At 71.9% G+C, this 23795-nt stretch carries 23 protein-coding genes; 11 read left to right on the forward strand and 12 right to left on the reverse strand.

Going from position 1 to position 23795, the window contains the following annotated elements; genetic code table 11:
* Positions 1-98: 98 nt before the first annotated feature.
* On the forward strand, positions 99-914 hold the full coding sequence (locus tag ABZS61_RS24710; RefSeq protein WP_356425161.1) for an alpha/beta fold hydrolase: 816 nt from the start codon (positions 99-101) through the stop codon (positions 912-914).
* On the opposite strand, the gene ABZS61_RS24715 is transcribed toward ABZS61_RS24710, so the two are convergent.
* The 9 genes from ABZS61_RS24715 to ABZS61_RS24755 all read right to left on the reverse strand — a co-directional run bounded on the left by ABZS61_RS24715 (position 873) and on the right by ABZS61_RS24755 (position 11660).
* On the reverse strand, positions 873-1499 hold the full coding sequence (locus ABZS61_RS24715) for a TetR/AcrR family transcriptional regulator (protein ID WP_356425163.1): 627 nt from the start codon (positions 1497-1499) through the stop codon (positions 873-875). The two genes, ABZS61_RS24710 and ABZS61_RS24715, sit on opposite strands and share 42 nt — an antisense overlap.
* The gene (locus tag ABZS61_RS24720; RefSeq protein WP_356425166.1) at positions 1487-2221 is read right to left on the reverse strand and encodes an enoyl-CoA hydratase family protein; all 735 of its coding nucleotides are present in this window, start codon (positions 2219-2221) and stop codon (positions 1487-1489) included. The genes ABZS61_RS24715 and ABZS61_RS24720 overlap by 13 nt, the downstream gene beginning before the upstream one ends.
* Positions 2218-3795 (reverse strand): 4-coumarate--CoA ligase family protein, encoded by a 1578-nt coding sequence (locus ABZS61_RS24725; protein WP_356425169.1) that lies wholly within the window; start codon positions 3793-3795, stop codon positions 2218-2220. The genes ABZS61_RS24720 and ABZS61_RS24725 overlap by 4 nt, the downstream gene beginning before the upstream one ends.
* Before the next feature lie 130 nt (positions 3796-3925).
* On the reverse strand, positions 3926-5098 hold the full coding sequence (locus tag ABZS61_RS24730) for an acyl-CoA dehydrogenase family protein (RefSeq protein WP_356425171.1): 1173 nt from the start codon (positions 5096-5098) through the stop codon (positions 3926-3928).
* A complete protein-coding gene (locus tag ABZS61_RS24735) occupies positions 5095-7053 on the reverse strand; it encodes a biotin carboxylase N-terminal domain-containing protein (protein ID WP_356425174.1) in 1959 nt (652 codons plus the stop codon). Before ABZS61_RS24735 ends, ABZS61_RS24730 begins: the two co-directional genes overlap by 4 nt.
* Before the next feature lie 7 nt (positions 7054-7060).
* Positions 7061-8659, reverse strand: a complete 1599-nt coding sequence (locus ABZS61_RS24740; protein WP_356425177.1) for a carboxyl transferase domain-containing protein — start codon at positions 8657-8659, stop codon at positions 7061-7063.
* Positions 8656-10359: an acyclic terpene utilization AtuA family protein gene (locus tag ABZS61_RS24745; RefSeq protein ID WP_356425180.1), complete on the reverse strand. Its 1704-nt coding sequence runs from the start codon at positions 10357-10359 to the stop codon at positions 8656-8658. The genes ABZS61_RS24740 and ABZS61_RS24745 overlap by 4 nt, the downstream gene beginning before the upstream one ends.
* Positions 10356-11162: a TIGR03084 family metal-binding protein gene (locus tag ABZS61_RS24750; RefSeq protein WP_356425183.1), complete on the reverse strand. Its 807-nt coding sequence runs from the start codon at positions 11160-11162 to the stop codon at positions 10356-10358. Before ABZS61_RS24750 ends, ABZS61_RS24745 begins: the two co-directional genes overlap by 4 nt.
* 126 nt (positions 11163-11288) lie before the next feature.
* Positions 11289-11660 (reverse strand): signal peptidase I, encoded by a 372-nt coding sequence (locus ABZS61_RS24755; protein ID WP_356425186.1) that lies wholly within the window; start codon positions 11658-11660, stop codon positions 11289-11291.
* Between the two features lie 158 nt (positions 11661-11818).
* Here ABZS61_RS24755 and ABZS61_RS24760 point away from each other — a divergent pair, with 158 nt between their 5' ends.
* Both ABZS61_RS24760 and ABZS61_RS24765 read left to right on the forward strand, forming a co-directional pair.
* Positions 11819-12061, forward strand: coding sequence for a CopG family transcriptional regulator (locus ABZS61_RS24760; protein ID WP_356425189.1), 243 nt, complete (start codon positions 11819-11821; stop codon positions 12059-12061).
* Positions 12058-12492 carry a PIN domain-containing protein gene (locus tag ABZS61_RS24765; RefSeq protein WP_356425192.1) on the forward strand — a complete coding sequence of 145 codons (435 nt, stop codon included), beginning with the start codon at positions 12058-12060 and terminating at the stop codon, positions 12490-12492. Before ABZS61_RS24760 ends, ABZS61_RS24765 begins: the two co-directional genes overlap by 4 nt.
* Before the next feature lie 8 nt (positions 12493-12500).
* Here ABZS61_RS24765 and ABZS61_RS24770 read toward each other — a convergent pair whose 3' ends face one another.
* Together ABZS61_RS24770 and ABZS61_RS24775 are read right to left on the reverse strand one after the other, a co-directional pair.
* Positions 12501-12668, reverse strand: coding sequence for a hypothetical protein (locus tag ABZS61_RS24770; protein ID WP_356425195.1), 168 nt, complete (start codon positions 12666-12668; stop codon positions 12501-12503).
* A 16-nt stretch (positions 12669-12684) separates the two neighbouring features.
* On the reverse strand, positions 12685-13641 hold the full coding sequence (locus ABZS61_RS24775; protein ID WP_356425197.1) for an EamA family transporter: 957 nt from the start codon (positions 13639-13641) through the stop codon (positions 12685-12687).
* 142 nt (positions 13642-13783) lie between these two features.
* Here ABZS61_RS24775 and ABZS61_RS24780 point away from each other — a divergent pair, with 142 nt between their 5' ends.
* On the forward strand, positions 13784-14680 hold the full coding sequence (locus tag ABZS61_RS24780) for a LysR family transcriptional regulator (RefSeq protein WP_356425200.1): 897 nt from the start codon (positions 13784-13786) through the stop codon (positions 14678-14680).
* A gap of 66 nt (positions 14681-14746) precedes the next feature.
* Complete coding sequence (locus ABZS61_RS24785) at positions 14747-15922, forward strand: serine hydrolase domain-containing protein (RefSeq protein WP_356425203.1); 1176 nt, start codon at positions 14747-14749, stop codon at positions 15920-15922.
* A 145-nt stretch (positions 15923-16067) separates the two neighbouring features.
* Here ABZS61_RS24785 and ABZS61_RS24790 read toward each other — a convergent pair whose 3' ends face one another.
* Positions 16068-17873 carry an LCP family protein gene (locus ABZS61_RS24790; protein WP_356425205.1) on the reverse strand — a complete coding sequence of 602 codons (1806 nt, stop codon included), beginning with the start codon at positions 17871-17873 and terminating at the stop codon, positions 16068-16070.
* Positions 17874-18309: 436 nt separating this feature from the next.
* On the opposite strand from ABZS61_RS24790, the gene ABZS61_RS24795 reads away from it, so the two are divergent.
* Genes ABZS61_RS24795 through ABZS61_RS24820 form a run of 6 tightly spaced genes read left to right on the forward strand, consistent with a single transcriptional unit; the run spans position 18310 to position 23712 of the window.
* Positions 18310-19815, forward strand: a complete 1506-nt coding sequence (locus ABZS61_RS24795) for an ATP-binding protein (protein ID WP_356425208.1) — start codon at positions 18310-18312, stop codon at positions 19813-19815.
* A complete protein-coding gene (locus tag ABZS61_RS24800; RefSeq protein WP_356425211.1) occupies positions 19812-20264 on the forward strand; it encodes a roadblock/LC7 domain-containing protein in 453 nt (150 codons plus the stop codon). The genes ABZS61_RS24795 and ABZS61_RS24800 overlap by 4 nt, the downstream gene beginning before the upstream one ends.
* Positions 20261-20632, forward strand: coding sequence for a DUF742 domain-containing protein (locus ABZS61_RS24805; RefSeq protein ID WP_356425214.1), 372 nt, complete (start codon positions 20261-20263; stop codon positions 20630-20632). The genes ABZS61_RS24800 and ABZS61_RS24805 overlap by 4 nt, the downstream gene beginning before the upstream one ends.
* Positions 20613-21275 carry an ATP/GTP-binding protein gene (locus tag ABZS61_RS24810; protein WP_356425217.1) on the forward strand — a complete coding sequence of 221 codons (663 nt, stop codon included), beginning with the start codon at positions 20613-20615 and terminating at the stop codon, positions 21273-21275. The genes ABZS61_RS24805 and ABZS61_RS24810 overlap by 20 nt, the downstream gene beginning before the upstream one ends.
* Positions 21272-22507: a cytochrome P450 gene (locus ABZS61_RS24815; protein WP_356425221.1), complete on the forward strand. Its 1236-nt coding sequence runs from the start codon at positions 21272-21274 to the stop codon at positions 22505-22507. Before ABZS61_RS24810 ends, ABZS61_RS24815 begins: the two co-directional genes overlap by 4 nt.
* On the forward strand, positions 22504-23712 hold the full coding sequence (locus ABZS61_RS24820; protein ID WP_356425224.1) for a cytochrome P450: 1209 nt from the start codon (positions 22504-22506) through the stop codon (positions 23710-23712). The genes ABZS61_RS24815 and ABZS61_RS24820 overlap by 4 nt, the downstream gene beginning before the upstream one ends.
* Positions 23713-23795 lie beyond the last annotated feature (83 nt).

Here is a 23795-nt window from a genome sequence, read left to right on the forward strand (position 1 = left end):
GCGTCGGGGCCCTCCGCGCGGGGGCCCCTCAACCGCCCTGCACACCATGACAGTTGCTCGACGGAGCCATCGCTGATCACGACGTTAAAGTGGCCGGCATGAGCCACACAGCGCTGAACGACGCCACCTTGCACTACGACGACGAGGGGCCTTCGGACGGACTTCCGGTCGTCCTCGTCCACGGCCATCCGTTCAACCGCACCATGTGGGCGCCGTCCGTCAGGGCGCTGACCGCGGCCGGGTACCGCGTGATCACCCCTGATCTGCGCGGTTACGGCGAGAGCAGCGTCACGCCCGGCAAGGTCTTCCTCTCCCGTTTCGCGGACGACATCGCCGCCCTCCTCGACCACCTGGGCGTGGAACGTGCGGTCATCGGCGGAGTGTCCATGGGCGGCCAGATCGCCATGGAGTTCCAGCTCCGCCACCCGCCGCGGGCGCTGGCCCTGGTGCTGTCCGACACCTCCGCGCCCGCCGAGACCGAGGAGGGCAAGGACGTCCGCAACCGCCTGGCCGACCGGCTGCTGGCCGAGGGCATGGGCGGTTACGCGGCCGAGGTGATCGACAAGATGCTCGCCCCGTACAACGTGGTCGCCCTGCCGGATGTGGCGGCACACGTCCAGGGCATGATGCGGGCCACCGACCCGGAGGGCGCCGCAGCCGCTCTGCGGGGGCGGGCCGAACGCCCCGACTACCGCGACACCCTCGCCGCCGTCGAGGTACCGGTCCTGATCGTGGTGGGCGCGGACGACGTCTACACCCCGGTCAGCAGCGCCGAGGACATCCGCCGCCTCGTCCCCCACGCCACGCTGACGGTCATCGACCGGGCGGGCCACCTGCCGGGGGTCGAGCAGCCGGAACTGTTCAACGCGGCGCTACTGGACTTCCTCGACGCGCAGGTCGCCGGCGGCGCCTGAGCGGCCCAGTGCCTCGTCCAGCAGGACCGCCCACTGGGCCACCACCCTGCGGCGTCGGGTTGTGTCGTCGGTCAGCAGGTTGGCGAGGCCGAGGCCGCGGGCCATGTCGAGGAGGCCCTGGACCGTTTCGCGGACTCCGGGGCGGTTCTCGTCGGCGCCGAGGAGTTCGACGGCGATGCGGTGGGTCTCGCGGCCGACGCGGGCTTCGAGTTCGGTGACGCGGGGGCGGAGCTGCTCCTCGTTGGACGCGGCGACCCAGAGCTGCAGCGCGGCGCGGAAGAGCGGCCCCGTGTAGAGGTCGACGATGGCGGCGAGCACCGCCGGGCGGCCCTGCACGGGCAGGGCGCGCAGGGCGGCGGAGCGTTCCTCGGCGACGTACTCGACGGCACCGGTGAACAGGTCCTCGCGCGTGGGGAAGTGGTGCTGGGCGGCTCCGCGCGACACCCCCGCGCGTTCGGCGACGACGGAGACGGTGGAGCCTGCCCAGCCGTGTTCGGCGAGGCAGGCCACCGCGGCTTCCAGCAGCCGTTGACGGGTGGCGCGGCTGCGGTCCTGCTTGGGTGTCGTGGGGGTCACAGCAGCCATGCGGGGTCCCGTCGTTCGAGGAAGGCCGTCATCCCCTCCCGTGCCTCGGCGGAGGCGAACAGGGCCGCCGAGCGGGCGATGAGGTCTTCTGCGTGCTGGTCGAAACTCCTCCGCACAGTAGCCGTGACCAGCTCCTTCGAGGCGGCCAGCCCCTGGGGCGACGCCCTGCGCAGTCCGTCCAGTACCGGTACGAGCGCCTTGTCCACGTCCTCGGCGGCGAGGCTCACGAGGCCGATCCGCGCGGCTTCCGCCGCGTCGAAGCGTTCCCCGGTGAGGTAGTAGCGGGATGCCGCGCGGGGTTCCAGGCGGGGCAGCAGGGGCAGGGAGATGACGGCCGGGGCGAGGCCGAGGCGTGATTCGGTGAGCGCGAAGGAGGAGTCGGGGCCCGCGACGGAGATGTCGCAGGCGCCGAGCAGCCCGAGCCCGCCGGCCCTGACGTGCCCGGTGACCCGGGCGACGACCGGTTTGGGCAGGGTGACGATGCGCCGCATGAGGGCGACGAAGGCGTGCGGGTCGGCCGGTGCGGTGAGGTCGGCGCCCGCGCAGAACGTGTTGCCGGTGTGGGTGAGGATCACCGCCCGTACGGTGTCGTCCGCCGCGCAGTCGTCGAGTGCCCCGGCCAGTGCGGCCACGAGCCGTGCGCTCAGGGCGTTGCGGTTGGCCGGGGAGTCGAGCGTGAGGGTGGTGATGCCCCGCTCGTGGGCACGTTCCGCAAGGGTCATCGCTGTTTCTCCCGGTCGCGCAGTTCCCGTCGGAGGATCTTGCCGGAGGCCGCGCGGGGTACGGCCTCGATGAATTCGACCCGTCGGACCTTCTTGTACGGGGCGACGTGCCCGGCGACGTACGCCATGACGTCGTCGGCGGTGAGGTCCGGGGCGGCCGGCTGACGTACGACGTAGGCCTTGGGGACCTCGTTGCCCTCGGCGTCGTACACCCCGATGACGGCGGCGTCCGCGACGGACTCGTGGGTCAGGAGCAGGGCCTCCAGGTCAGCGGGTGCGACCTGGTAGCCCTTGTACTTGATCAGTTCCTTCACCCGGTCGACGACGTGCAGCCAGCCGTCGGCGTCGACACGGCCGACGTCCCCGGTGTGCACCCAGCCGTCCGCGTCGATCATCTCGGCGGTGGCTTCGGGGCGTCCGAGGTAGCCCTTCATCACCTGGGGGCCGCGGATGAGGATCTCGCCGTCGGTGCCGGTCCCGACGTCCTTGCCGGGGTCCTCGATCGACACGATCCGCATCTCGGTGCTGGGCAGCAGCTTCCCGACGGCGCCGGGCGGCGGGTTCTCGGCGTCCAGCGGCACGACGTGCGTGCCGGGCGAGAGTTCCGTCATGCCGTAGGCCTGGCGTACGGGCGGCAGGCCGAGGCGGGCCGAGCACGCGGCGGCGAGTTCGGCGTCCAGGGGGGCGGCGGCGCTGACGATGTACCGCAGCGAGGACAGGTCGTAGTTGCCGACGGCCGGGTGCTTGGCGAGGGCCAGGACGATGGGCGGGGCCACGTACAGCCCGCTGATGCGGTGCTCCTGGATGGCGCCGAGGAACTGGTCGAGGTCGAAGCGGGGCAGGACGACGACCGTGGCCCCGCAGCGCAGGGGGACGTTCATCAGGGCGGTCAGCCCGTAGATGTGGAAGAAGGGGAGGACGGCCAGGATGCTGTCGCCGGGTCCCATGGGGATGAAGGGGCGCAGCTGCTCCAGGTTGGTGCCGATGGAGCGGTGGGTGAGCATCACGCCCTTGGGGGTGCCGGTGGTCCCGGAGGAGTACGGGAGGGCGGCGATGTCCTCGGCGGGGTCGAACGCGATCTCGGGTTCCGGGGCGGTGGAGCCCAGCATGTCGAGTACGGAGGTGTGTCCGTCGGCCTGGTCGCAGACGAAGATCTCCTGGATGCCGCCCGCGAGTTCGGCCGCCTGACGGGCCACGTCGAGGAACGGCGACACGGTGACGATCCAGCGGGCGGCGGAGTCCTTCAGCTGCTTGGCGAACTCCTCCGCCGTGGCGAGCGGGTGGACGGTGGTGACGGAGGCTCCGGCGCGTGTGGCCCCGTAGAACACCGGGGGGTAGGCGATCGTGTTGGGGCTGTGCAGGGCGAGGACGTCGCCCTTGCGGAGTCCCGCTCCGGCGAGGTGGGCGGCGATGCGGCGGTGGAACGTGTCGAGCTGGCCGTAGGTGACGGAGAGGCCGTTCGTGCCGTCGATCAGGGCGACGGTGTCGCCGAACGCGGCGGCGTCGCCCAGTACCGCTTCGTGGATGGGTGTGTCGAGGGCCGGAACTTCTGCGTACTCGCTGCGGAACACCATGGCGGTCCCCTGTCGTCGCGGTGCGGCGGGCACGGCGCCCCGTTCCGAGGAGCGGGGGGCGCCGTGCGGGTGTGAAGAGTCAGAATCGCCCCTGCCGTGCGGAATGGGGAGACCCTGGACCGAAGCGTCCTCAGTACGACTTCGGCAGTCCCAGCGACTGGTGGGAGACGTAGTTCAGGATCATCTCCCGGCTGACGGGCGCGATGCGGGCCACGCGTGCCGCCGTGATCAGGGAGGCGAGGCCGTACTCGCGGGTGAGGCCGTTGCCGCCGAGGGTGTGTACGGCCTGGTCGACAGCCTTCACACAGGCTTCGCCGGCCGCGTACTTGGCCATGTTGGCGGCCTCGCCGGCGCCGGTGTCGTCGCCCTCGTCGTACAGCCGGGCCGCCTTCTGCATCATGAGCCGGGCCAGTTCCAGCTCGATGTGGGCGATGGCGAGGGGGTGCGCGATGGCCTGGTGGGAGCCGATCGGCGCCTTCCACACCTGGCGGGTGCGCGCGTACTCGACGGCCTTGCCGAGCGCGTACCGCCCCATCCCGATACCGAACGCGGCCGTCATGATCCGCTCGGGGTTGAGCCCGGCGAACAGTTGGAGCAGCCCGGCGTCCTGGTCGCCCACGAGTGCGTCGGACGGCAGCCGTACGTCGTCGAGGGTCAGCTCGAACTGCTTCTCCGGTGCGTGGAGATCCATGTCGATCTGCGCGCGCCCGAAGCCGGGGGTGTCGCGCGGGACGATGAAGAGGCAGGGCTTGAGCGTGCCGGTCCGCGCGTCCTCGGTGCGCCCGACGATGAGGGTGGCGTCCGCGATGTCGACGCCGGAGACGAAGACCTTGCGGCCGGTGAGCAGCCAGTCGGCGTCCTCGCCGGTGCCGTCCCGGCGGGCCGTGGTGGTGATGCGGTGGGAGTTGGACCCGGCGTCGGGTTCGGTGATGCCGAAGGCCATGGTGAGGCTGCCGTCGGCGAGGCCGGGCAGCCACTGCCGCTTCTGGCTCTCCGTGCCGAAGCGGGCTATGACCGTGCCGCAGATGGCGGGCGAGACGACCATCATCAGCAGGGGTGATCCGGCGGCGCCGAGCTCCTCCAGGACGATGGAGAGTTCGGCCATGCCGCCGCCTCCGCCGCCGTACTCCTCGGGGAGGTTGACGCCGAGGTAGCCGAGTTTGGCGGCGTCGCTCCACAGCTCGTGGGGGTGGGAGCCCTCGCGGATCACGGAGGTCATGTAGTCGCGCCCGTAGCGCGTGCCGAGGGCGGCGACGGCGGCGCGCAGCGCCTTGTGCTCTTCGGTTTCGAGGACGGTGCTCATGCGTTCTCCTCCGGTGCGGCGGATCCCGTGTCTGCGGGTTCGGTGACGACGGCGAGCAGGGCGCCGACCTCGACCTGGAGGCCGGGGGCGGCGTGGAGCACGGTGAGGGTGCCGGAGGCAGGGGCGAGGATGCGGTGCTCCATCTTCATCGCCTCCAGCCAGATCAGCGGCTGTCCGGCCTCGACGGCCACGCCCGGCTCGAGCCCGTCCGCGAGGCGGACGACGGTGCCGGGCATGGGTGCGAGCAGGGAGCCGGGTTCGGTGCGTTCGGTGGGGTCGGTGAAGCGGGGCAGGGCGGTGAAGGTGTACGAGCCGCGGTCGCCGTCCACGTACACGCGCCCGTCGTGTTCGGCGACGGCGAAGTGCCGGGTGACGCCGCCGGTTTCGAGGCGGACGCGGCCGGGTGCGGCGGAGACGACGCGTTCGCCGGATTCCGGCCGGAGTCCGTCGCGCCCGGTCCGGTAGGTGATCTCGTGCTCGCTGCCGTCGGGTTCGCCGCGGTAGCTCCTGGCCTGGGGCTGCGAGGCGACGTTGCGCCAGGAGCCGAGGCGGGCGGGGCCCGAGGCGGGCCGGTCGGCGGCCCGGGCGAGGGCGGCCGCGGTCGCGGCGAGGCGCTGCTCCCCCGCACCGGGTCCGGGGGTGAGGGCGGCGAGGTGCCGGTCGTAGAAGCCGGTGTCCGGCCGGGCGCCGGTGAAGTCGGGGTGGCGCAGGGACCGTACGAGCAGGTCCCGGTTGGTGACCGGCCCGTGGATGCGGGCGCGTTCGAGGGCGCGGGCGAGGAGGCGTACGGCTTCGGTACGGGTCGGCGCGTGCGCGATGACCTTGGCGAGCATCGGGTCGTAGTGCACCCCGACGGTGTCGCCGCCGGTGTATCCCGTGTCGAGGCGCAGTCCGGGCTCGTCCGGCACGTCCAGGGCGTGGAGTGTGCCGGTCTGCGGCTGCCAGCCGGCGGCGGGGTCCTCGGCGTACAGCCGGGCCTCGACGGCGTGCCCGTGCGGCTCGGGGGGTGTCGTGGCGGGCAGCGGTTCGCCCTCCGCGACCCGGAGTTGCAGGGCGACGAGGTCGAGCCCGTACACCGCTTCCGTGACGGGGTGTTCGACCTGGAGGCGGGTGTTCATCTCCAGGAAGTACGGGCGTCCCTCGGCCGATACGAGGAACTCGACGGTCCCCGCGCCCCGGTAGCCCACCGTCTGCGCCGCCGCGACGGCCGCGTCGTGCAGCCGCTGCCGCAGCGCGTCGTCGAGGCCGGGCGCGGGGGCCTCCTCGATGACCTTCTGGTGGCGGCGCTGGAGCGAGCAGTCGCGGGTGCCGAGCGCCCACACCGTTCCCCGGTCGTCCGCCATGACCTGGACCTCGACGTGCCGGCCGCGTTCGACGTACGGCTCGGCGAAGACCTCGCCGTCCCCGAAGGCCGAGGCGGCCTCCGCGGATGCCGCGGTCAACTCACCGGGCAGGTGCTTGAGTTCCCGTACGATCCGCATCCCGCGTCCGCCGCCGCCCGCCGCCGCCTTGAGCAGCAGCGGAAGGTCCTCGGCGGTGGCGCTTCCCGGGTCGACGGGGGCGAGGAGGGGGACCTCCGCGGCGGCCATCAGTTCCTTGGCCCGGGTCTTGGACGCCATCAGCTCGATGGCCTTCACCGGCGGCCCCACCCATACGAGGCCCGCGTCCTGCACGGCCTGGGCGAACCCTGCGTTCTCGGAGAGGAAGCCGTACCCGGGGTGCACGGCGTCGGCGCCCGCCGCGAGGGCCGCGGCGACGACGAGGTCGCCGCGCAGGTACGTATCGGCGGGTGCGGCGCCCGGGAGGCGCACAGCGGTGTCGGCCTCCCGCACGTGCAGGGCTCCGGCGTCCGCGTCCGAGTACACGGCGACGGTGGAGATGCCCAGTTCGCGGCAGGTGCGGAAGATCCGGCAGGCGATCTCGCCGCGGTTGGCGACAAGGAGAGTGGTGATCATCTGTGCCTCACATCCGGAAGATGCCGAAGCCGCCGCGGGCGCCCTCGACCGGTGCCGTGTGGATCGCGGACAGGCACATCCCGAGGACGGTCCTGGTGTCGCGCGGGTCGATGACCCCGTCGTCGTAGAGCCGCCCCGACAGGAACATGGGCAGCGACTCCGACTCGATCTGCTGCTCCACCATGGCGCGCAGTCCCGCGTCGGCCTCGTCGTCGTAGGGCAGGCCCTTCGCGGCGGAGGAGGCGCGGGCGACGATCGACAGGACGCCGGCGAGCTGCTGGGGGCCCATGACGGCGGACTTGCTGCTGGGCCAGGCGAACAGGAAGCGCGGGTCGTAGGCGCGGCCGCACATGCCGTAGTGGCCGGCGCCGTAGGAGGCGCCCATCAGCACGGACAGGTGCGGGACCTTCGAGTTCGACACCGCGTTGATCATCATCGCGCCGTGCTTGATGATGCCGCCCTGCTCGTACTCCTTGCCGACCATGTAGCCGGTGGTGTTGTGCAGGAACAGGAGCGGGATGTCGCGCTGGTTGGCGAGCTGGATGAACTGCGCGGCCTTCTGCGACTCCTCGCTGAACAGCACGCCCTGGGCGTTGGCGAGGATGCCGACCGGATAGCCGTGCAGCCGTGCCCAGCCGGTGACCAGACTCGTCCCGTAGAGCGGCTTGAACGCGTCGAAGTCCGATCCGTCGACGAGCCGGGCGATGACCTCGCGCGGGTCGAAGGGGACCTTGAGGTCGCCCGGGATGATCCCGACGAGTTCGTCCTCGTCGTACTTCGGAGGCTCCGCGGGCCCCGGATCGGCGTGCGCCTTGCGCCAGTTGAGGCGGGCGACGATCCGCCGGGCCTGGCGCAGCGCGTCGTGCTCGTCGAGTGCGAAGTGGTCGGCGAGCCCGGACGTGCGGGCGTGCATCTCGGCGCCGCCGAGCGACTCGTCGTCGCTCTCCTCGCCGGTGGCCATCTTCACCAGGGGCGGGCCGCCGAGGAAGACCTTCGACTGCTCCTTGATCATGACGGTGTGGTCGGACATGCCGGGGACGTACGCGCCACCGGCGGTGGAGTTCCCGAAGACGACGGCGACGGTGGGGATCCCGGCCGCCGACAGCCGGGTGAGGTCGCGGAACAGCGCGCCCCCCGGGATGAAGATCTCCTTCTGCGAGGGCAGATCCGCCCCGCCCGACTCGACCAGGCTGATGCAGGGCAGCCGGTTGGCGAAGGCGATCTCGTTCGCGCGCAGGGCCTTCTTGAGCGTCCACGGGTTGGAGGCGCCGCCGCGTACGGTCGGGTCGTTGGCGGTGATCAGGCACTCGACGCCCTCCACCACCCCGATCCCGGTGACGAGGGAGGCGCCGACTGCGTAGTCGCTGCCCCAGGCGGCGAGCGGGGACAGTTCCAGGAACGGGGTGTCCGGGTCGACCAGCAGCTCGATCCGCTCGCGGGCCAGCAGCTTGCCGCGCTTCCTGTGCCGTGCCACGTACTTCTCGCCGCCGCCCGCCAGGGCCTTGGCGTGCTCGGTGTCGAGCTCGGCGAGCTTCGCGAGCATGGCCTCGCGGTGGGCGGCGTATTCGGGCCCGGCGGTGTCGAGTGCGGTGGGCAGGACGGTCATGCGGTCACCTCCGGTTCTTCCAGGAGCGCTGCGGGGACGGGGAGATGGCGGGACCGCAGCCACTCCCCCACCGCCTTGGCCTGCGGATCGAAGCGGGCCTGCGCGGCGACGCCCTCGCCGAGGAGGCCGTGGACGACGAAGTTCAGGGCCCGCAGGTTCGGCAGGACATGGCGTACGACGGTGAGCCCGGCGGTCTCCGGGAGCAGTTCCTGGAAGCGCGCGACGGTCAGCTCGTGGGCCAGCCACCGCCACGCGTCCTCGCTCCGTACCCAGACACCCACGTTGGCGTCACCGCCCTTGTCGCCGCTGCGGGCTCCGGCGACGCGGCCGAGCGGTGCGGAGCGGGTGGGGCCGGACGGCAGCGGCTCCGGGAGCCCGGGTTCCTCGACCGCTTCGAGCGCCCGGGTCCGTACGGCCGGGGGTACGGCCTCCCGTTCCCCGTCCGGCAGGACGGCGACGTGCCGGACCTCCTCGGCCGGTACGTACTCGGCCTCGAACACGCCGTAGGGCGCGCCCTTCCCGGGCGGGGCGGTCACGTGGAAGCCGGGGTAGCTGCCGAGCGCCAGCTCGACGGCCGCCCCGGACACCGCGCGCCCGACCGCTTCCGCGTCCTGGTCGCGGACGACGAGCCGCAGCAGGGCGCTGGCGGTCTCCTCGCTCGCGGCGTCGGCCCGGTCGGTGCGGGCCAGCTCCCATCGCACCTCGGCGGGCCGCCGCCCGCCGCGGGCCAGGGCGTCGGCGAACTGGTCCTGCACGAGCTGCGCCTTGGCCTCGATGTCGAGCCCGGTCAGCACGAAGACGACCTCGTTGCGCCAGCCGCCGAGCCGGTTGAGCCCGACCTTGAGCGTGGGCGGCGGCGCCTCGCCCCGCACCCCGGAGATCCGTACGCGGTCCGGCCCGTCCTGTGTCAGCCGGACGGTGTCGAGCCGGGCGGTGACGTCCGGTCCGGCGTACCGGGCCCCGCCGGTCTCGTACAGCAACTGGGCGGTGACGGTGCCGAGGTCGACGACGCCGCCCGTACCGTCGTGCTTGGTGATGACGCTCGACCCGTCCTGATGGATCTCGGCGAGCGGAAACCCGGGCCTGCGTACGTCGTGCTCGCCGAAGAACGCGTAGTTCCCGCCGGTGGCCTGGGTCCCGCACTCCAGTACGTGCCCGGCAACGACGGCCCCGGCGAGTGCGTCGTGGTCCTCGTCGCCCCAGCCGAAGTGGGCGGCGGCGGGCCCGGTGACGAGGGCGGCGTCGGTGACGCGTCCGGTGACGACGATGTCGGCCCCGGCACGCAGGCAGGCGGCGATCCCGGCGCCGCCGAGGTAGGCGTTGGCGGTGAGGAATCCGTCGGGCACGGGCCTGTTGTCGCCCTCGACGTGTGCGACGCGCACGGGCACGCCCACCCTGTCGGCCAACTCCCTCACGGCGTCGGCGAGCCCGGCCGGATTGAGCCCTCCGGCGTTGGTGACGATCTTCACACCGCGCTCGTGGGCGAGCCCGAGGCCCTCCTCCAACTGCCGCAGGAAGGTGGACGCGTACCCGCGTCCGGGGTCCTTGAGCCGGCTGCGCCCCAGGATCAGCATGGTGAGCTCGGCGAGGTAGTCCCCGGTCAGGACGTCGAGGGGACCGCCCGTGAGCATCTCGCGTACGGCGTCGAAGCGGTCGCCGTAGAAGCCGGAGGCGTTGCCGATGCGCAGCGGCCGCGTCATCGGTCCCCCTGCCGGGGGCGCCCGGGACCGGCGGGCCCGGCGAAGGCCTGCGCGATGTCCAGCCACCGCTCGGCGTCGGCTCCCACGGCGTGCAGGGCGAGGTCGTCGCGGTGGGCGCGCTGGGTGACGAGCAGGCAGAAGTCGAGCAGGGTCCCGGTCACGCGCTGCGCGGCGCCCTCGGGCCCGTAGGCGACCAACTCGCCGTCCGGTCCCTCCAGTTCCACCCGGAAGGGCTCACCGGGCGGCTGTTCGCCGCGCACGAAGTAGGCGTAGTCCCGGGCCCGCACCCCGATCCTGGCCACGTGCCGCAGCCGCGGGGTCGGCTTCCTCGTCACGCCGAGGGCGTCGGCGACGTCCTGGCCGTGCGCCCAGGTCTCCATGAGCCGCGCGGTCGCCATCGAGGCGACGCTCATGGGCGGCCCGTACCAGGGGAATCTGGTCCCGGCGGGTGCCTCGCGCAGCGCCGTGTGCAGCTCCGCCCTGCCCTCCCGCCACTGTACGAGCAGGGCGTCGGGCGGCAGGAGCGTCACCCTCTCGGCGGCGGCCTCGTCGACGAAGGTCTCAGGGTCGGCGACCGCCCTGTCGACCTCGGCGGCGAAGGCGTCGGGCTCGGTGACGGCGATCAGCGCGACCTCGTCGGTCCAGTTCAGGTGGGCGATCTGATGGGCGACGGTCCACCCGTCGGCGGGCGTCGGCCCGGCCCAGCCCTCCGCGCTCAGTCCGGCTACCAGTAGGTCGAGTTCGTCGCTCTCCTGACGCAGGTCGTCGAGTACGGCGACGGTCACGGCCGATGCATCGGACACGGTGCGCTCCCTGGGGGCGTGGCGGTGTGCCCCGGAGCATGCCAGCGCCCCAGAAAACAAGCAAGCATGCTTGCATTATTTTTTTACGGGGACGCGATCCCGGGATCCACGGTGTCCACGGGCGCTTCAGGCCCCTCCGTCCGCCCGGTAGCCGGGGACGGACGGCCAGCGCACGGTCAGCACCACGGACTCCTCCTCCGCGTACCAGGAGTGGTCGACACCCCGGCCCCACACGACGTAGTCACCCTGCCGGGCGAGCAGCACGCTCCGCCCGGGCAACTCCACACGGAACCGGCCGCTGATGAGGACCAGCAGGGCCGTGCGCACCTCGCCGGTCACCCAGCGGGCCCGCTCGTCGCCGCGCGGATGCACACCCCACTTGATCTCCAGTTCCTCACTTCGCCGGGGGTCGCCGGCGTCCTTGAAATGGCCGAGCAGCCATCCCCGGTCGAGTGCCGCGTCCCGGCCCGCGTTGCCCACGTACACGCTGTCGTTCATGGCCCCGGAACGTAGCCGACGGCCCAAGGACCGGATGAGCGGGCCTGTGGCGACGCGGCCGGTCGGCGCAGGGCCCGAGGCAGGCAGTCGGCCGAACCGCCCGCATTCCGGGCGGCGCGATCAGGTGCCCTACGTATGGCAGGTGGTAATCTGTGAGCATGATAAAGACGACGGTGTACCTCCCGGAGGACCTGGAAGTACGGCTGGATGCCGAGTCGTCCGCCACCGGGATCAGCAAGGCCGAGCTCATCAGGCGGGGCATCGCGCTGCTCCTCGAGAACGCCGAGCGCCCCAAGGGGACCCGCAGTCTTCCGGTCTTCGACAGTGGGCGCCCGCTCAGCCCCGAGGCGATGGACGACAGCGTCTACGAGCACATCAAGGAACGAACGGCACGCCGTTGATCATCGTCGCCGACACGTCCGCCCTGTACGCCGCCTTCGATGCGGCGCAGCCCGAGCATCCCGAGGCTGCGGGGATCCTCGAGCACGAGAGGCTCGCCATCTCACCTCTCGTCGTCACCGAACTGGATCACCTGGTGCACCGGGATCTGGGCTTCCCTGCTGCGATGCAGGTGATGGAGGCGCTGAACTCCCGCATGGCGGACGGACAGTACAGGCTGGCCGAACTGAAGCCCGCGGACCTCGGCGCGGCCCATCAGGTGCGTCGGAAGTACGAGGGGCTGAGACTGGACCTCGCGGACGCGGTGGGCGTCGTCCTCGCCGACCGGTACAGGACCGACCGCATCTTCACCCTCGACCAGCGGGACTTCCGGGCCATCACCCCTCTGACGCCCGGCTTCACCGCGTTCCGCATCCTGCCCGTCGACGCCTGAGCCCGCGCCTACTCCGTGCGGTCGCCCTCGGCCTGCGAGGGTTCGGTCCGTGGAACGTCCGGGTGGACTTCGGAGGCCCGGCTGCCCCCGGCGGGTTCGTCGCGATCGCCCTCGGCCTGCGAGGGGGTGTGCGCGTACAGCCCGTCGTACTCATCGGTTGCCTTGGCGGATCCCATGGGCGGGCCCCCTTCCTCAGTTCCCTTCCATGGTCCCTCTGCGCGACGCGGCGCGCACCGCACCCATGCTGGCGCCGATGACCAGGGCGATGGCCAGGGCATCGGTCGTGGAGAGCGCCTGGTCGAGGATGAGGAAGCCCGCCGTGGCGGCGATGGCGGGTTCCAGACTCATCAGGATCGCGAAGGTGGGGGCGGGCAGACGGCGCAGGGCCATGAGTTCCAGGGTGTACGGGAGGACCGAGCTCAGTACGGCCACGGCCGCGCCCAGGGCCAGCGTGGAGGGCACCAGGAGTTTCGAGCCGGCCTCCATGATGCCGAGCGGGAGCGTGAGGACCGCCGCGACGACCATGGCCAGGGCCAGGCCGTCAGCCTGCGGGAAGCGGCGGCCGGTGCGTGCGCTGAAGATGATGTACGCCGCCCACATCGCGCCCGCCCCCAGGGCGTACGCCGCTCCGACCGGGTCCAGGCGGTCGAAGCCTCCGCCGCTGAGCAGGAAGACGCCGCCCAGGGCCAGGCCCGCCCAGACGAAGTTGACCAGGCGGCGGGACGCGACGACGGAGAGGACCAGGGGACCCAGCACCTCGAGGGTGACGGCGGCGCCCAGCGGGATGCGGTCGGCGGCCTGGTAGAAGAGCGTGTTCATGCCGCCCATCGCGATGCCGAACGCCACGACCGTGCCCCAGTCGGCCCGCGAGTGCCCGCGCAGCTTCGGGCGGCAGACGACCAGCAGGAGGAGGGCGGCGGCTGCCAGGCGCAGCGTGACCACGCCGAGTGCGCCCGCCTTCGGCATGAGCAGGACCGCGACCGCCGCGCCGAACTGCACGGAGAGCCCGCCCGCGACCACCAGCGCGACCGGCCCCAGAGCCGCCTTGCGGGCGGCGGAGCGGCCGCGGCCGGGCTCGTCGAGCGCGGACACCGCCTCCGGTACGGCGACGGCTGCGGCCGGCTCTGCGGCACTGCGCTGGTCGTTCACCTGGGAGACCTTTCAAAAGTTCAGTGAAGTGCACTAGCGGGTCCACAATAAAGCACTGCCCGCGCCGACCTCACTCCCTCACCGTAGAGACGCGCGCGCCTCGCGTGAAATGCCGATTGCGCTCCCGTTATGCTCCCCACGCATGAGCACAGGACAGGGCAGTGGCGAGGGCGGCGGACGCGGTGTCGAGCTCCGGCACCTCCGGGCCTTCCTCGCGATCGCGGAGGAGGGAAGCGTCACCCGGGCCGCCTCCAGGCTCCGGCTCACCCAGCCCGTCGTCTCCCGGACGCTCGCGGCCCTGGAGAGGCATCTGGGCGTCCGGCTCGTCGACCGCTCCACACACCATCTCGCCCTCACCGCCGAGGGCGTCCTCTTCCGGGACAAGGCCGCCGCCGCGGTCGGCGCCTTCGACGAGGCCGTCGACGCCGGACGGCTGCGCCACTGGCCGCTGCGGCTCGGGCACGCATGGTCGGCGTTCGGCCCCTACACCACACCCCTGCTGCGGACCTGGCAGCAGCGCCACCCGCAGACCCCGCTCGAACTGCTGCGGATCGACGACCGCACGGCCGGTCTGACCCGTGGCGAGGTCGACGCGGCGCTCCTGCGGGGGCCGGTGGACGCGCCGGGGCTCGTCACCGAGCTGCTGTTCACCGAGGACCGGGTCGCGGCCGTCGCCGCCGACGGTCCGCTCGCCGCCCGCCGGTCGCTGTCACTCGCCGATCTGGCCGGCGGTGCCGTCGTCCTGAACACGGTCTCCGGCACCACCACACTCGGCCTGTGGCCCCCGCACGCGCGGCCGGTCTCCACGCTCACCGTCGCCAACACCGACGACTGGCTCACCGCCATCGCCGCGGGACGCGGGGCGGGCGTCTCCGGGGCGTCCACCGCCGACATGCACCCGCACACCGGGGTCGCGTACCGGCCGCTGGACGACGCCCCGCCGCTGCCCGTCCTGCTGGCCAGGCGGGACGGCCCCGGCCACCCGGCCCTGCCGCACCTGGCCGCGCTCGCCCGGGAAATCGTCGAACGCGGGGAATGAAGCCCCGGTGGGCGGGAGTTGGCAGCTGAGCACAGTCCAACCCAACCGATCACCCGGGGGCACGTCATGTCGGACGAGGACGGGACCATCACCGTGCACGGCACGGTCGCGGACGGCTTCGAGAACGTACGGGAGGAGTTCGCCGCCGTACTCGCCGAGGACCACACCGAGCCGGGCGGCCAGCTCGCCGTCCACCACCACGGCCGCCGGGTGGTGGACCTGTGGGCCGGAGAGGGGATCGCCGGGGATTCGCTGCCTGCGGTGTACTCCTCCACCAAGGGCGCCGCGCACCTCGTGCTCGCCCTGCTCGTCCAGGACGGCGTCCTGGACCTGGAGCGGACGGTGGCGTCGTACTGGCCGGAGTTCGCCGCCGAGGGCAAGGGCGAGCTGACCCTGCGCGAGTTGGTCTCGCACCGCTCCGGGGTGGTCTGGGCGGACGGCGGACTCGGCGTCGCGGAGCTGGCCGACGACCGGATCATCGCCGAACGGCTGGCCGGCCAGCGGCCGTTCTGGGAGCCGGGGGCGGCCTACGGCTACCACGCGCTGGTGATCGGCGCCCTCACCGGTGAGGTCGTGCGCAGGGCCACCGGGCGGTCGGTCCAGGAGCTGTTCGAGGAGCGGGTACGCGCCCCGTACGGGCTGGACTTCCACCTGGGGCTGCCCGAGGCGCTCGAACCGCGGTACGTGGCCGTCCGGCCCGGCATACCCACGCCCGAGCAGGCCGCGGAGGCCGAGGCGAACCCCGTCGACCCGGAAGGTCTCATGGCGCTCGCGTTCGGCTGGACGTCGGACCCGCCGTTCGACCTGGTCGAGTTCGCCAACACCCGTGCCGTGCGCGCCCTCGGTCAGGCCTCGGCCGGCGGGGTGGCGTCGGCGCGCGGGCTGGCCGGGATGTACGCGGCGGCGATCTCCGAGGTGGACGGCCGGGCGCCTCTGCTCAAGCCGGACATGGTGGCCGAGGTCGGACGGGTGCGGTGGACGGGCGACGACATGGTGACCGGAGAGCCGAACCACTTCGCTCTCGGCTTCGAGGCGCCGCAGGTGCCCTACCCGTTCCTGGGCGAGGGGGCGTTCGGGCACTCGGGGGCCGCGGGGTCGCAGGCGTTCGCCGACCCGGTCCACGGTGTGGCCTACGGCTACACGCGTCGCCGGTTCGCGCTTCCGGGCGGGGCCGCTCCGGAGAACGTGCGGCTGGCCGCGGCGGTGATCCGGGCGGCGGACCGGGTGCGGGCAGGCGCATAGCGCGTGTGCGGTGCTGTGCGGTGCTGTGTTCCGGCCGGTCCGGTGTGGGCGGGCCCCCTGCACATACATGCGGCCCGGACCCGCGCACCCGGTCCGTCCCGGGGCTCCGGACGGGCTGGACTGCGCGGGGGCGGGCCGCTGTGGGTTACTTGGCGCAGACCGCCTTGTCCGCCTGCACCTGCTGGATGTCCTCCGGAGCCTTCTGCGGGGCCGCGAGCGGGGTGCCCGCTTCCTTGAAGTCCGGGCCCAAGGTCAGCACCATCGGATCCGTCGCGCCGGCGTCCGTCGTCGTCGGCTTCAGGGCGGAGGCCGACAGGCCCATCAGGTCGGCCAGCCGGCGTGCCTGGTCCGCCTGGTTGGGGGCGTAGACCAGCTGGGTCTTCGCCACCTTCTCGGGTGCGTTGGCCTGGTTGGCGGACTTGAGTACGCCCTCTTCGTTCTGCAGCCAGTCCAGCGCTTCCTGCGCGGATCCTGCCGGGGCTCCGCCGTTGAAGACGTCGACCCGGACGTCCGCCGGGTCGGCCATCTCGCCCTTGAGCTTGGCGGCGTCCTTGGCCTTGGCGGCGGCCTTCTCCTGCTTCTCCACCGCGGTGAAGGAGACGTCCTCGCGCATCATCGAGAACACCTGCGGAGCCTTCGACGTGTCGAGGATCACGGTGGCCTTGTCGTCCGGGTTGTCCAGCACGGGCACCGTGGTGAAGGTGATGTTCTTCGGGTCGACCGAGGCCAGCTCCATGCCCAGTTTCCGCAGCTGGTTGATGTCGTCGATCGTGTCGTCGACGGTGAGCGCCTTGGTGGCCGCGTCGGCGAGGGTCCACATCTTGCTGGGGCTGGTCAGGGTGTCGTTGGACTTCAGCTTGCGCATGAGCGAACCGAGGAACTGCTGCTGGAGCTCGATACGGCTCAGGTCGCTGCCGAAGCCGACGGAGTACCGGGTGCGCAGGAAGGACAACGCCTCCTCGCCCTGAAGGGTGTGTTCGCCCTTCGTGAGGTTCAGGTGGGACTTCTCGTCCTTGATGTCCTTGGCGAGGCAGATGTCCACGCCGTCGACGGCGGCGGTCAGCGTCTTGACCGCGTTGAAGTCGGCCACCATGAAGTGGTCGACCTTCATGCCGGTGAGCTTCGTGACCGTGCGCATGGTGCAGCTGGGCGTCCGGTCGGACTGCCCGAGGCTCGTGTTGAAGCGGGATCCGTCGACCCCGGTCCCGGGGATGTCCTTCTTCGAGCCGTCGCTCTGCTCCGTCGGACAGTCGGGGATGGTGGTTATCAGGTCGCGCGGAATGCTCAGTGCGGTGGCGTTCGTACGGTCCTTGGAGACGTGGAAGAGGATCGTCGTGTCGGCGTGGCCGACGCTCTCCTTGTCGCCGTAGCCCTCGTTGCCCGCGCCGGTCCGCTTGTCGGTCCCGATCACCAGGATGTTGATGGCCCGGTCCTTGCTGAAGCCGCCGGTCCCGGCCCCGTCGCTGGAGACGGACGAGATGTTGCCGTTGAAGTGCTGGTACACGAGGTAGCCCGCGGTGCCGACGCCGACCAGCAGGAACGCCAGCACGCCGCCCGTCCAGACCAGTGCCTTCTTCTTGGTGGACTTCTTCGGCTTCGGCCTGCGGCGCCCCGTCGACGGTCCGGCAGCCCGGCCCGCGGCGCGACCGCCCGGCTGCCTCGCGTCGTCCCGGTCCCCGCGGCCGGACCTGCGTCCGCCACGCTGCCCGGGTACGGAGGTCCGCGCCTCGTCCGGCGGTGTCGCCGGGCCGGAGCGGCGGCGCGGGGAGGGCGCGGATGCGGCGCCTCCGGATGTGCCGCTTCCGGATCTGCTGCTCCTGGGGGAAGCCGGTGCGGCTGATCGCCCTTTGGAGGGGGTCAGTCGCAGTTCGTAATCACCGGTGTCCGGGTTGAGTACCCACTGGTCTGCGGGGTCGATGCCCTCGTCCCGCCCACGGCCTTGCGCGTCCACGGTTGCCTGCGTCCTCCGTCGGGGCCCACGCGGCGCCTCCCCCTCAAGGCGCTCGGTGTGTCTTGCGGCAGTGCGCCCGACCTGGCAGGTCGGCTGCACCGGAGCGCTCACACTAGCCGCCCGTTCGCCTGCGAGCGACGATCGTGACAAATCAAGCTCCACAGGGGGGACATACCGCCACATTCGCCACCACTTCCCCACCCGTCACACCGATTCATCCGGTGCACGAGGCCGAGAGCGCTCGGGCGAGGCACCTTCCGAATCAGATTTCAAACAGAAGTGACCACAAGGAATCCCCAAACAACTCGTCAATTCTCCTATAGTTGCCGTGACTTGATCAGGAACAATCAGCTCCAGTTGTGGCTCTTTCACCACAGCCACACCGAAGCGTCCGTATTGTCCCTGCCCCCCGAACCGTCCGCCCCGAGGACTCCGATTGCGCCCTTCACTCCGGCCAACCGCACTCGCCCTGCTGATCTCGGCAGCCGTCACCGGTTCCCTGTGCCTGTGGGCGGCCGCCGCCTCACCCACCTCGGTACGGACCCCAGTCATCTGGGGGGCGAGCGCCGCTGCCGTGCTGCTGTGCGCCGCGACGACCGTCACGGTCCGTACGCTCGCCGCCGCGCGCAACCTGCGCGCCCTGCGGGCCGCCGACGCCGAACGCTTCACCGCCGAGACCTCCCGCCTCGTCTCGACCTCCGCATCGGAGGCCCAGCGCTTCACCGCGGAGACCGCCCGCATCAGAGCCGCGGCCGCCGCCGAGACCGCCCGGGTCACCCATGAGGCGCACGACCGGGTCGACCGGGTCACCGCCGACGCCTCCGACCAGAGCGCCCGCCTCACCGCCGAGGCCGAGCGGCTCACCGCCCGTGCCCGGCGCAGTGAGACCGAGCGCTCGGCGGCGATCGCCGCCTGCGCCAACGCCGCCGGCCGCATGCAGGCCCTGGCCACGAGCATGCTGGCCGACCTGCGCGAGATGGAACACCGCCACACCGCCGAGGACGTCCTCGGCGATCTGCTGCACCTGGACCACCGCACCGCCCAGGCGGGCCGCCTCGCCGACTCCATCGCCGTGCTCACCGGCGCGCGCTCCGGGCGCCGCTGGGCGAAGCCGATCGTCATGGAGTCGATCCTGCGCGGCGCGATGGGCCGGATCGGCAGCTACCAGCGCATCCGCCTGCACTCCACGAGTGACGTCGCGATCGCCGGCCACGCCGCCGAAGGCGTCATGCACGCTCTCGCGGAACTCCTCGACAACGCCACCAACTTCTCGCCGCCCACGGCGGAAGTGCACGTGTACGTCGAGGAGGTCCCGGCCGGCATCGTCGTCACCGTCGAGGACAGCGGTCTGGTGATGAGCGACGTGCAGCTGCGCCGCGCGGAGCGTGCCGTGTCCGCCGAGGACCAGGACCTGACGGGCCTGTCCGGCACCCGGCTCGGCCTCGCCGTCGTCGGCCGGCTGGCCCGCAAGCACGGCCTCACCGTCTCCTTCCGGCCGTCCGCGCGCGGCGGCACGGGCGCACTGATGATGCTGCCGCAGGAGCTCATCTCCCGTACGCCCGCGCCCGCGCCCGTACCGGCCCCCGTGCCCGCCGGCCGCCCCGAGCCGGAGCCCGACCACGCAACGGCCACGACGCCGTCCGCCGCCCCCGCGGCGGACGCGCGGGACCAGGGCTCCCCCGAGCCCGTGCCCGCGTCCTCGGTGGATTCCGAGTCCGAGTCCACCGGTGCAGTCCCCCAGTTCGGTGACAGCGGCCTGCCCAAACGCCGGCGGGGCCGCACCCTGGCCGCCGCCGAATCCCGTACCGGCAATGCCACCCCCGGCGGAGCCGATTCCCCCAGGCCCCGTACCACCGACGTGAAGGTCCAGGCAGCACGCTTCAGCACCTTCAGCCAGGCGGTACGAGCCAACTCCCCGCACCCGGAAGGCAACACCCGATGACCGCGACCACCGACGAGAAGCTCAACTGGCTGCTGGAGGGGCTGCTCGACCGCACGCCCGGCGCCCGGCACGCCCTCGTCCTGTCCCGGGACGGCCTCAAGCTGTGCCGTACCCCCGAGCTCTCCGTCGACCAGGCCGATCAGCTGGCCGCGATCTCCGCCGGTATCCAGAGCCTGTCGCACGGAGCGTCCATCGAGTTCGGTGACGGCACGGGTGGCGTGCGGTCCGCGATGGCCGAGTTCTACGGCGGTGTGCTGTTCATCGTCGAGGCGGGCGCCGGCGCCCATCTCGCGGTCGTGGCCGCCGAGGAGTCCGATGTCGGCCTCGTCGGCCACAACATGAGCGAACTCGTCGAGCAGCTCGGCGAGTACCTCGTCGCCCCGCCCCGCACTCCCGCAGAAGTGGTGGACGACGCAGCGGCCACGGCCGCGGAAACCGCGGACGTATGACGTCGGCGCCGCGCCCCCGCCCCGGACGCGACGACGACCCGGACCGGCTGTACACCCTCACCGGTGGCCGCAGCCGGTCCGACTCGGCCGCGTTCGACCTCGTGACGCTCGTGGTCGCCGAGTGCGACCCGAACCCCGGTATGCAGTCGGAGCACGTCGCGATCCTGCGGATGTGCCGGCGCCCCACCGCGGTCGTCGAAATCTCGGCAACCCTGAGCCTGCCCGTCAGCATCGTCCGCATCATGCTCTGCGACCTGCTCGACACCGGCCGGATCAGCGCCCGCCATCCCCGTACTGCCCGTGTCGAGGACCGGTTCCCCGACACCGACACCCTGGAACAGGTGCTCGTTGGACTCCGCAACCTCTGACCGTGCCGCCCTGCAGGCGACAGCCGACAACGGACTGAAGATCGTCGTTGTGGGCGGCTTCGGGGTCGGCAAGACCACCATGGTCCGTTCCGTGAGCGAGATCCGTCCGCTCAACACCGAAGAGACCATGACCCGCGCGGGCGAGGCCGTCGACCACCTCGACGGTGTGCAGTCCAAGACGTCCACCACGGTCGCTTTCGACTTCGGCCGGATCACGCTCGACGCGCGCTCGGTCCTCTACCTCTTCGGCGCACCCGGACAGGAACGCTTCTGGTTCCTGTGGGACCGCCTCTTCTCCGGGACCCTGGGTGCCGTCGTACTCGTCGACACCCGGCGGCTCGCCGACTCCTGGTACGCGATCGACCGGCTGGAGCACCACGGCACGCCGTTCATCGTCGCGTGCAACGACTTCGGCGGCCCGCTGCACACCGAGCAGCAGATCCGCGAGGCGCTGGACCTCTCCCCCGACGTTCCGCTCGTCGAGTGCGACGCCCGGGACCGTTCCTCCAGCAAGTACGTCCTGATCACGCTCGTAGAACACCTCCACGCACTCTCCGTCGCCCGTTCCCGGACCGCCGAGGCGGCCCTGGCAGGAAGCACGGCTTCGCCGGCGGCCGCAAAGACCCCGGAGCCCACGCTGTGACCCAGTGCCCCGTGTCCCATGGTTCCGTCCCGCTGTCCGGAGAGCGGTTCCAGACCGATCCCGTGCGGCTGTACCGGGACATGCGGCGCGACCACGGCGCCGTGGCGCCGGTCGTGCTCGACGGCGACGTACCCGCCTGGCTGATCCTCGGCTACCGCGAGCTGCACCAGGTCACCACCGACCCGGTGCTCTTCAGCCGGGACTCCGAACTGTGGAACCAGTGGGAGAACATCCCCGACACCTGGCCGCTGCTCCCGATGATCGGCCGCAAGCAGCCCTCGATCCTCTACACGGTCGGCGAACGGCACAGCGTCCGGGCCGCGATGATCAGCAACGCGCTGGAGGGCGTGGACCCGTTCGCGCTGAAGCGGTACGCGGAGGAGTTCTCCGACGGCCTCATCGACCGGTTCTGCTCCACCGGCCGGACCGACATCATCGCCGACTACGCCATGCTGCTCCCGTCGCTGGTCCTCACGAAGCTCTACGGCTTCAGCACCGAGGCCGGCCCCGCCCTCGTCGGCGCGCTCAACGACATGATCGACGGCCGTGAGCGGGCCCTCGCCGGCCAGCAGCTCCTCGGTGCGTCCATGTTCCAGCTCCTGGCCGACAAGCACGCCGAGCCCGGCGACGACGTCGCGACCAGGATGCTGAACGATCCCGGCGGCTTCACCGACGAGGAGGTCGCGCAGGACCTCATGGTCATGATGGCGGCGGGCCACCAGGCGACCGCCGACTGGATGGGCAACTCGCTGCGGCTGATGCTGACCGACGACCGCTTCGCCGCGTCGCTGTCCGGCGGCCGGCACAGCGTCGCCGAGGCCATGAACGAGGTGCTCTGGGAGGACACCCCCACCCAGAACGTGGCGGGCCGCTGGGCCTCCCGCGACACCCACCTCGGCGGGCGTCACATCCGCTCCGGCGACCTGCTGCTCCTCGGCATCGCCGCCGCGAACGGCGACCCGCAGATACGCACCGACGGCTCCATGCTCACCGGCGGCAACAACGCCTTCCTCTCGTTCGGCCACGGCGAGCACCGCTGCCCCTTCCCCGCGCAGGAGACGGCCGAGGTCATCGCCCGTACGGGGATCGAGGTGCTCCTGGACCGGCTTCCGGACGTGGACCTCGCCGTCCCCGCGGACCAGCTCACCCGGCGCCCGTCCCCGTGGCTGCGTGGGCTGACGGACCTGCCGGTGCAGTTCACGCCCACTCCCGCCCTTGGAGGCCAGAAATGACCCGGATCGTCCTCGATCCCTTTGTCGCCGACCTCGATTCGGAGAGCTCGGCGCTGCGTGCCGCCGGCCCGCTCGCCGAGGTGGAGCTGCCCGGCGGGGTGCACTGCTACGCGGTGACGCATCACGCCGAGGCGCGCCAGCTGCTCACCGACAGCCGTGTGGTCAAGGACATCAACGTCTGGAACGCGTGGCAGCGCGGCGAGATACCGATGGACTGGCCGCTGATCGGCCTCGCCAACCCGGGCCGCTCGATGCTCACGGTGGACGGCACCGAGCACCGCAGGCTGCGTGCCCTCGTCGCGCAGGCGCTGACCGTGAAGCGGGTGGAGCGGCTGCGGGCGGGCATCGAGGCGCTGACGAACGCGAGTCTGGACCGGCTGGCCGCGCTGCCGAAGGGTGAGCCCGTCGACCTGAAGGCGGAGTTCGCCTACCCCCTTCCGATGAACGTCATCAGCGAGCTGATGGGCGTGGACGCGGCCGACCACCCCCGCCTCAAGGAGCTGTTCGAGAAGTTCTTCTCGACGCAGACGCCGCCGGAGGAGGTCCCGCAGATGATGGCGGACCTCGGCGCCCTGTTCACGAAGATCGTCGACGACAAGCGGGCGAACCCGGGCGACGATCTGACGAGCGCCCTGATCGCGGCCTCCGAGGAGGGCGACCACCTCACCAACGAGGAGATCGTCAACACCCTGCAGCTGATCATCGCGGCCGGTCACGAGACCACGATCAGCCTGGTCGTCAACGTCGTCGAGGCGCTCCAGACGCACCCCGAGCAGCGCAAGCGGGTGCTGAGCGGGGAGATCCCGTGGGAGAACGTGATCGAGGAGACCCTGCGCTGGAACACACCCACCTCGCACGTCCTGATCCGGTTCGCCACGGAGGACGTCCAGGTCGGGGACAAGGTGCTCCCCAAGGGTGAGGCGCTGATCGTGTCCTTCGGCGCGCTGGGCCGGGACGAGGAGCAGTACGGGCCGACCGCGGGTGACTTCGACGCCACCCGCTCCCCGAACCGCCACATCGCGTTCGGCCACGGCCCGCACGTCTGCCCGGGTGCGGCGCTGTCCCGGCTGGAGGCCGGGGTGGCACTCCCGGCGCTGTACGAGCGCTTCCCCGACCTGGACCTCGCGGTACCGGCCTCGGAGCTCCGCAACAAGCCGATCGTGACCCAGAACGACCTGTACGAGCTCCCGGTCGACCTGGGCTGATCTTTCCCCACCGCATCGGCCGTCCACGGGCCGGAGCGTGCGTCTCATCCGACGGACACGGTCCCTGGCCGTGTCCCCGAGGG

Source organism: Streptomyces sp. NPDC005566 (assembly GCF_040605575.1).
Taxonomy (GTDB): Bacteria; Actinomycetota; Actinomycetes; order Streptomycetales; family Streptomycetaceae; genus Streptomyces.

What these genes read in the sequence shown, in the direction of transcription:
- ABZS61_RS24710 (WP_356425161.1), top strand. Translation starts at nt 99, where the DNA reads ATGAGCCACACAGCGCTGAACGACGCCACCTTGCACTACGACGACGAG.
- ABZS61_RS24715 (WP_356425163.1), bottom strand. Translation starts at nt 1,499, where the DNA reads ATGGCTGCTGTGACCCCCACGACACCCAAGCAGGACCGCAGCCGCGCC.
- ABZS61_RS24720 (WP_356425166.1), bottom strand. Translation starts at nt 2,221, where the DNA reads ATGACCCTTGCGGAACGTGCCCACGAGCGGGGCATCACCACCCTCACG.
- ABZS61_RS24725 (WP_356425169.1), bottom strand. Translation starts at nt 3,795, where the DNA reads ATGGTGTTCCGCAGCGAGTACGCAGAAGTTCCGGCCCTCGACACACCC.
- ABZS61_RS24730 (WP_356425171.1), bottom strand. Translation starts at nt 5,098, where the DNA reads ATGAGCACCGTCCTCGAAACCGAAGAGCACAAGGCGCTGCGCGCCGCC.
- ABZS61_RS24735 (WP_356425174.1), bottom strand. Translation starts at nt 7,053, where the DNA reads ATGATCACCACTCTCCTTGTCGCCAACCGCGGCGAGATCGCCTGCCGG.
- ABZS61_RS24740 (WP_356425177.1), bottom strand. Translation starts at nt 8,659, where the DNA reads ATGACCGTCCTGCCCACCGCACTCGACACCGCCGGGCCCGAATACGCC.
- ABZS61_RS24745 (WP_356425180.1), bottom strand. Translation starts at nt 10,359, where the DNA reads ATGACGCGGCCGCTGCGCATCGGCAACGCCTCCGGCTTCTACGGCGAC.
- ABZS61_RS24755 (WP_356425186.1), bottom strand. Translation starts at nt 11,660, where the DNA reads ATGAACGACAGCGTGTACGTGGGCAACGCGGGCCGGGACGCGGCACTC.
- ABZS61_RS24760 (WP_356425189.1), top strand. Translation starts at nt 11,819, where the DNA reads ATGATAAAGACGACGGTGTACCTCCCGGAGGACCTGGAAGTACGGCTG.
- ABZS61_RS24770 (WP_356425195.1), bottom strand. Translation starts at nt 12,668, where the DNA reads ATGGGATCCGCCAAGGCAACCGATGAGTACGACGGGCTGTACGCGCAC.
- ABZS61_RS24780 (WP_356425200.1), top strand. Translation starts at nt 13,784, where the DNA reads ATGAGCACAGGACAGGGCAGTGGCGAGGGCGGCGGACGCGGTGTCGAG.
- ABZS61_RS24785 (WP_356425203.1), top strand. Translation starts at nt 14,747, where the DNA reads ATGTCGGACGAGGACGGGACCATCACCGTGCACGGCACGGTCGCGGAC.
- ABZS61_RS24800 (WP_356425211.1), top strand. Translation starts at nt 19,812, where the DNA reads ATGACCGCGACCACCGACGAGAAGCTCAACTGGCTGCTGGAGGGGCTG.
- ABZS61_RS24805 (WP_356425214.1), top strand. Translation starts at nt 20,261, where the DNA reads ATGACGTCGGCGCCGCGCCCCCGCCCCGGACGCGACGACGACCCGGAC.
- ABZS61_RS24820 (WP_356425224.1), top strand. Translation starts at nt 22,504, where the DNA reads ATGACCCGGATCGTCCTCGATCCCTTTGTCGCCGACCTCGATTCGGAG.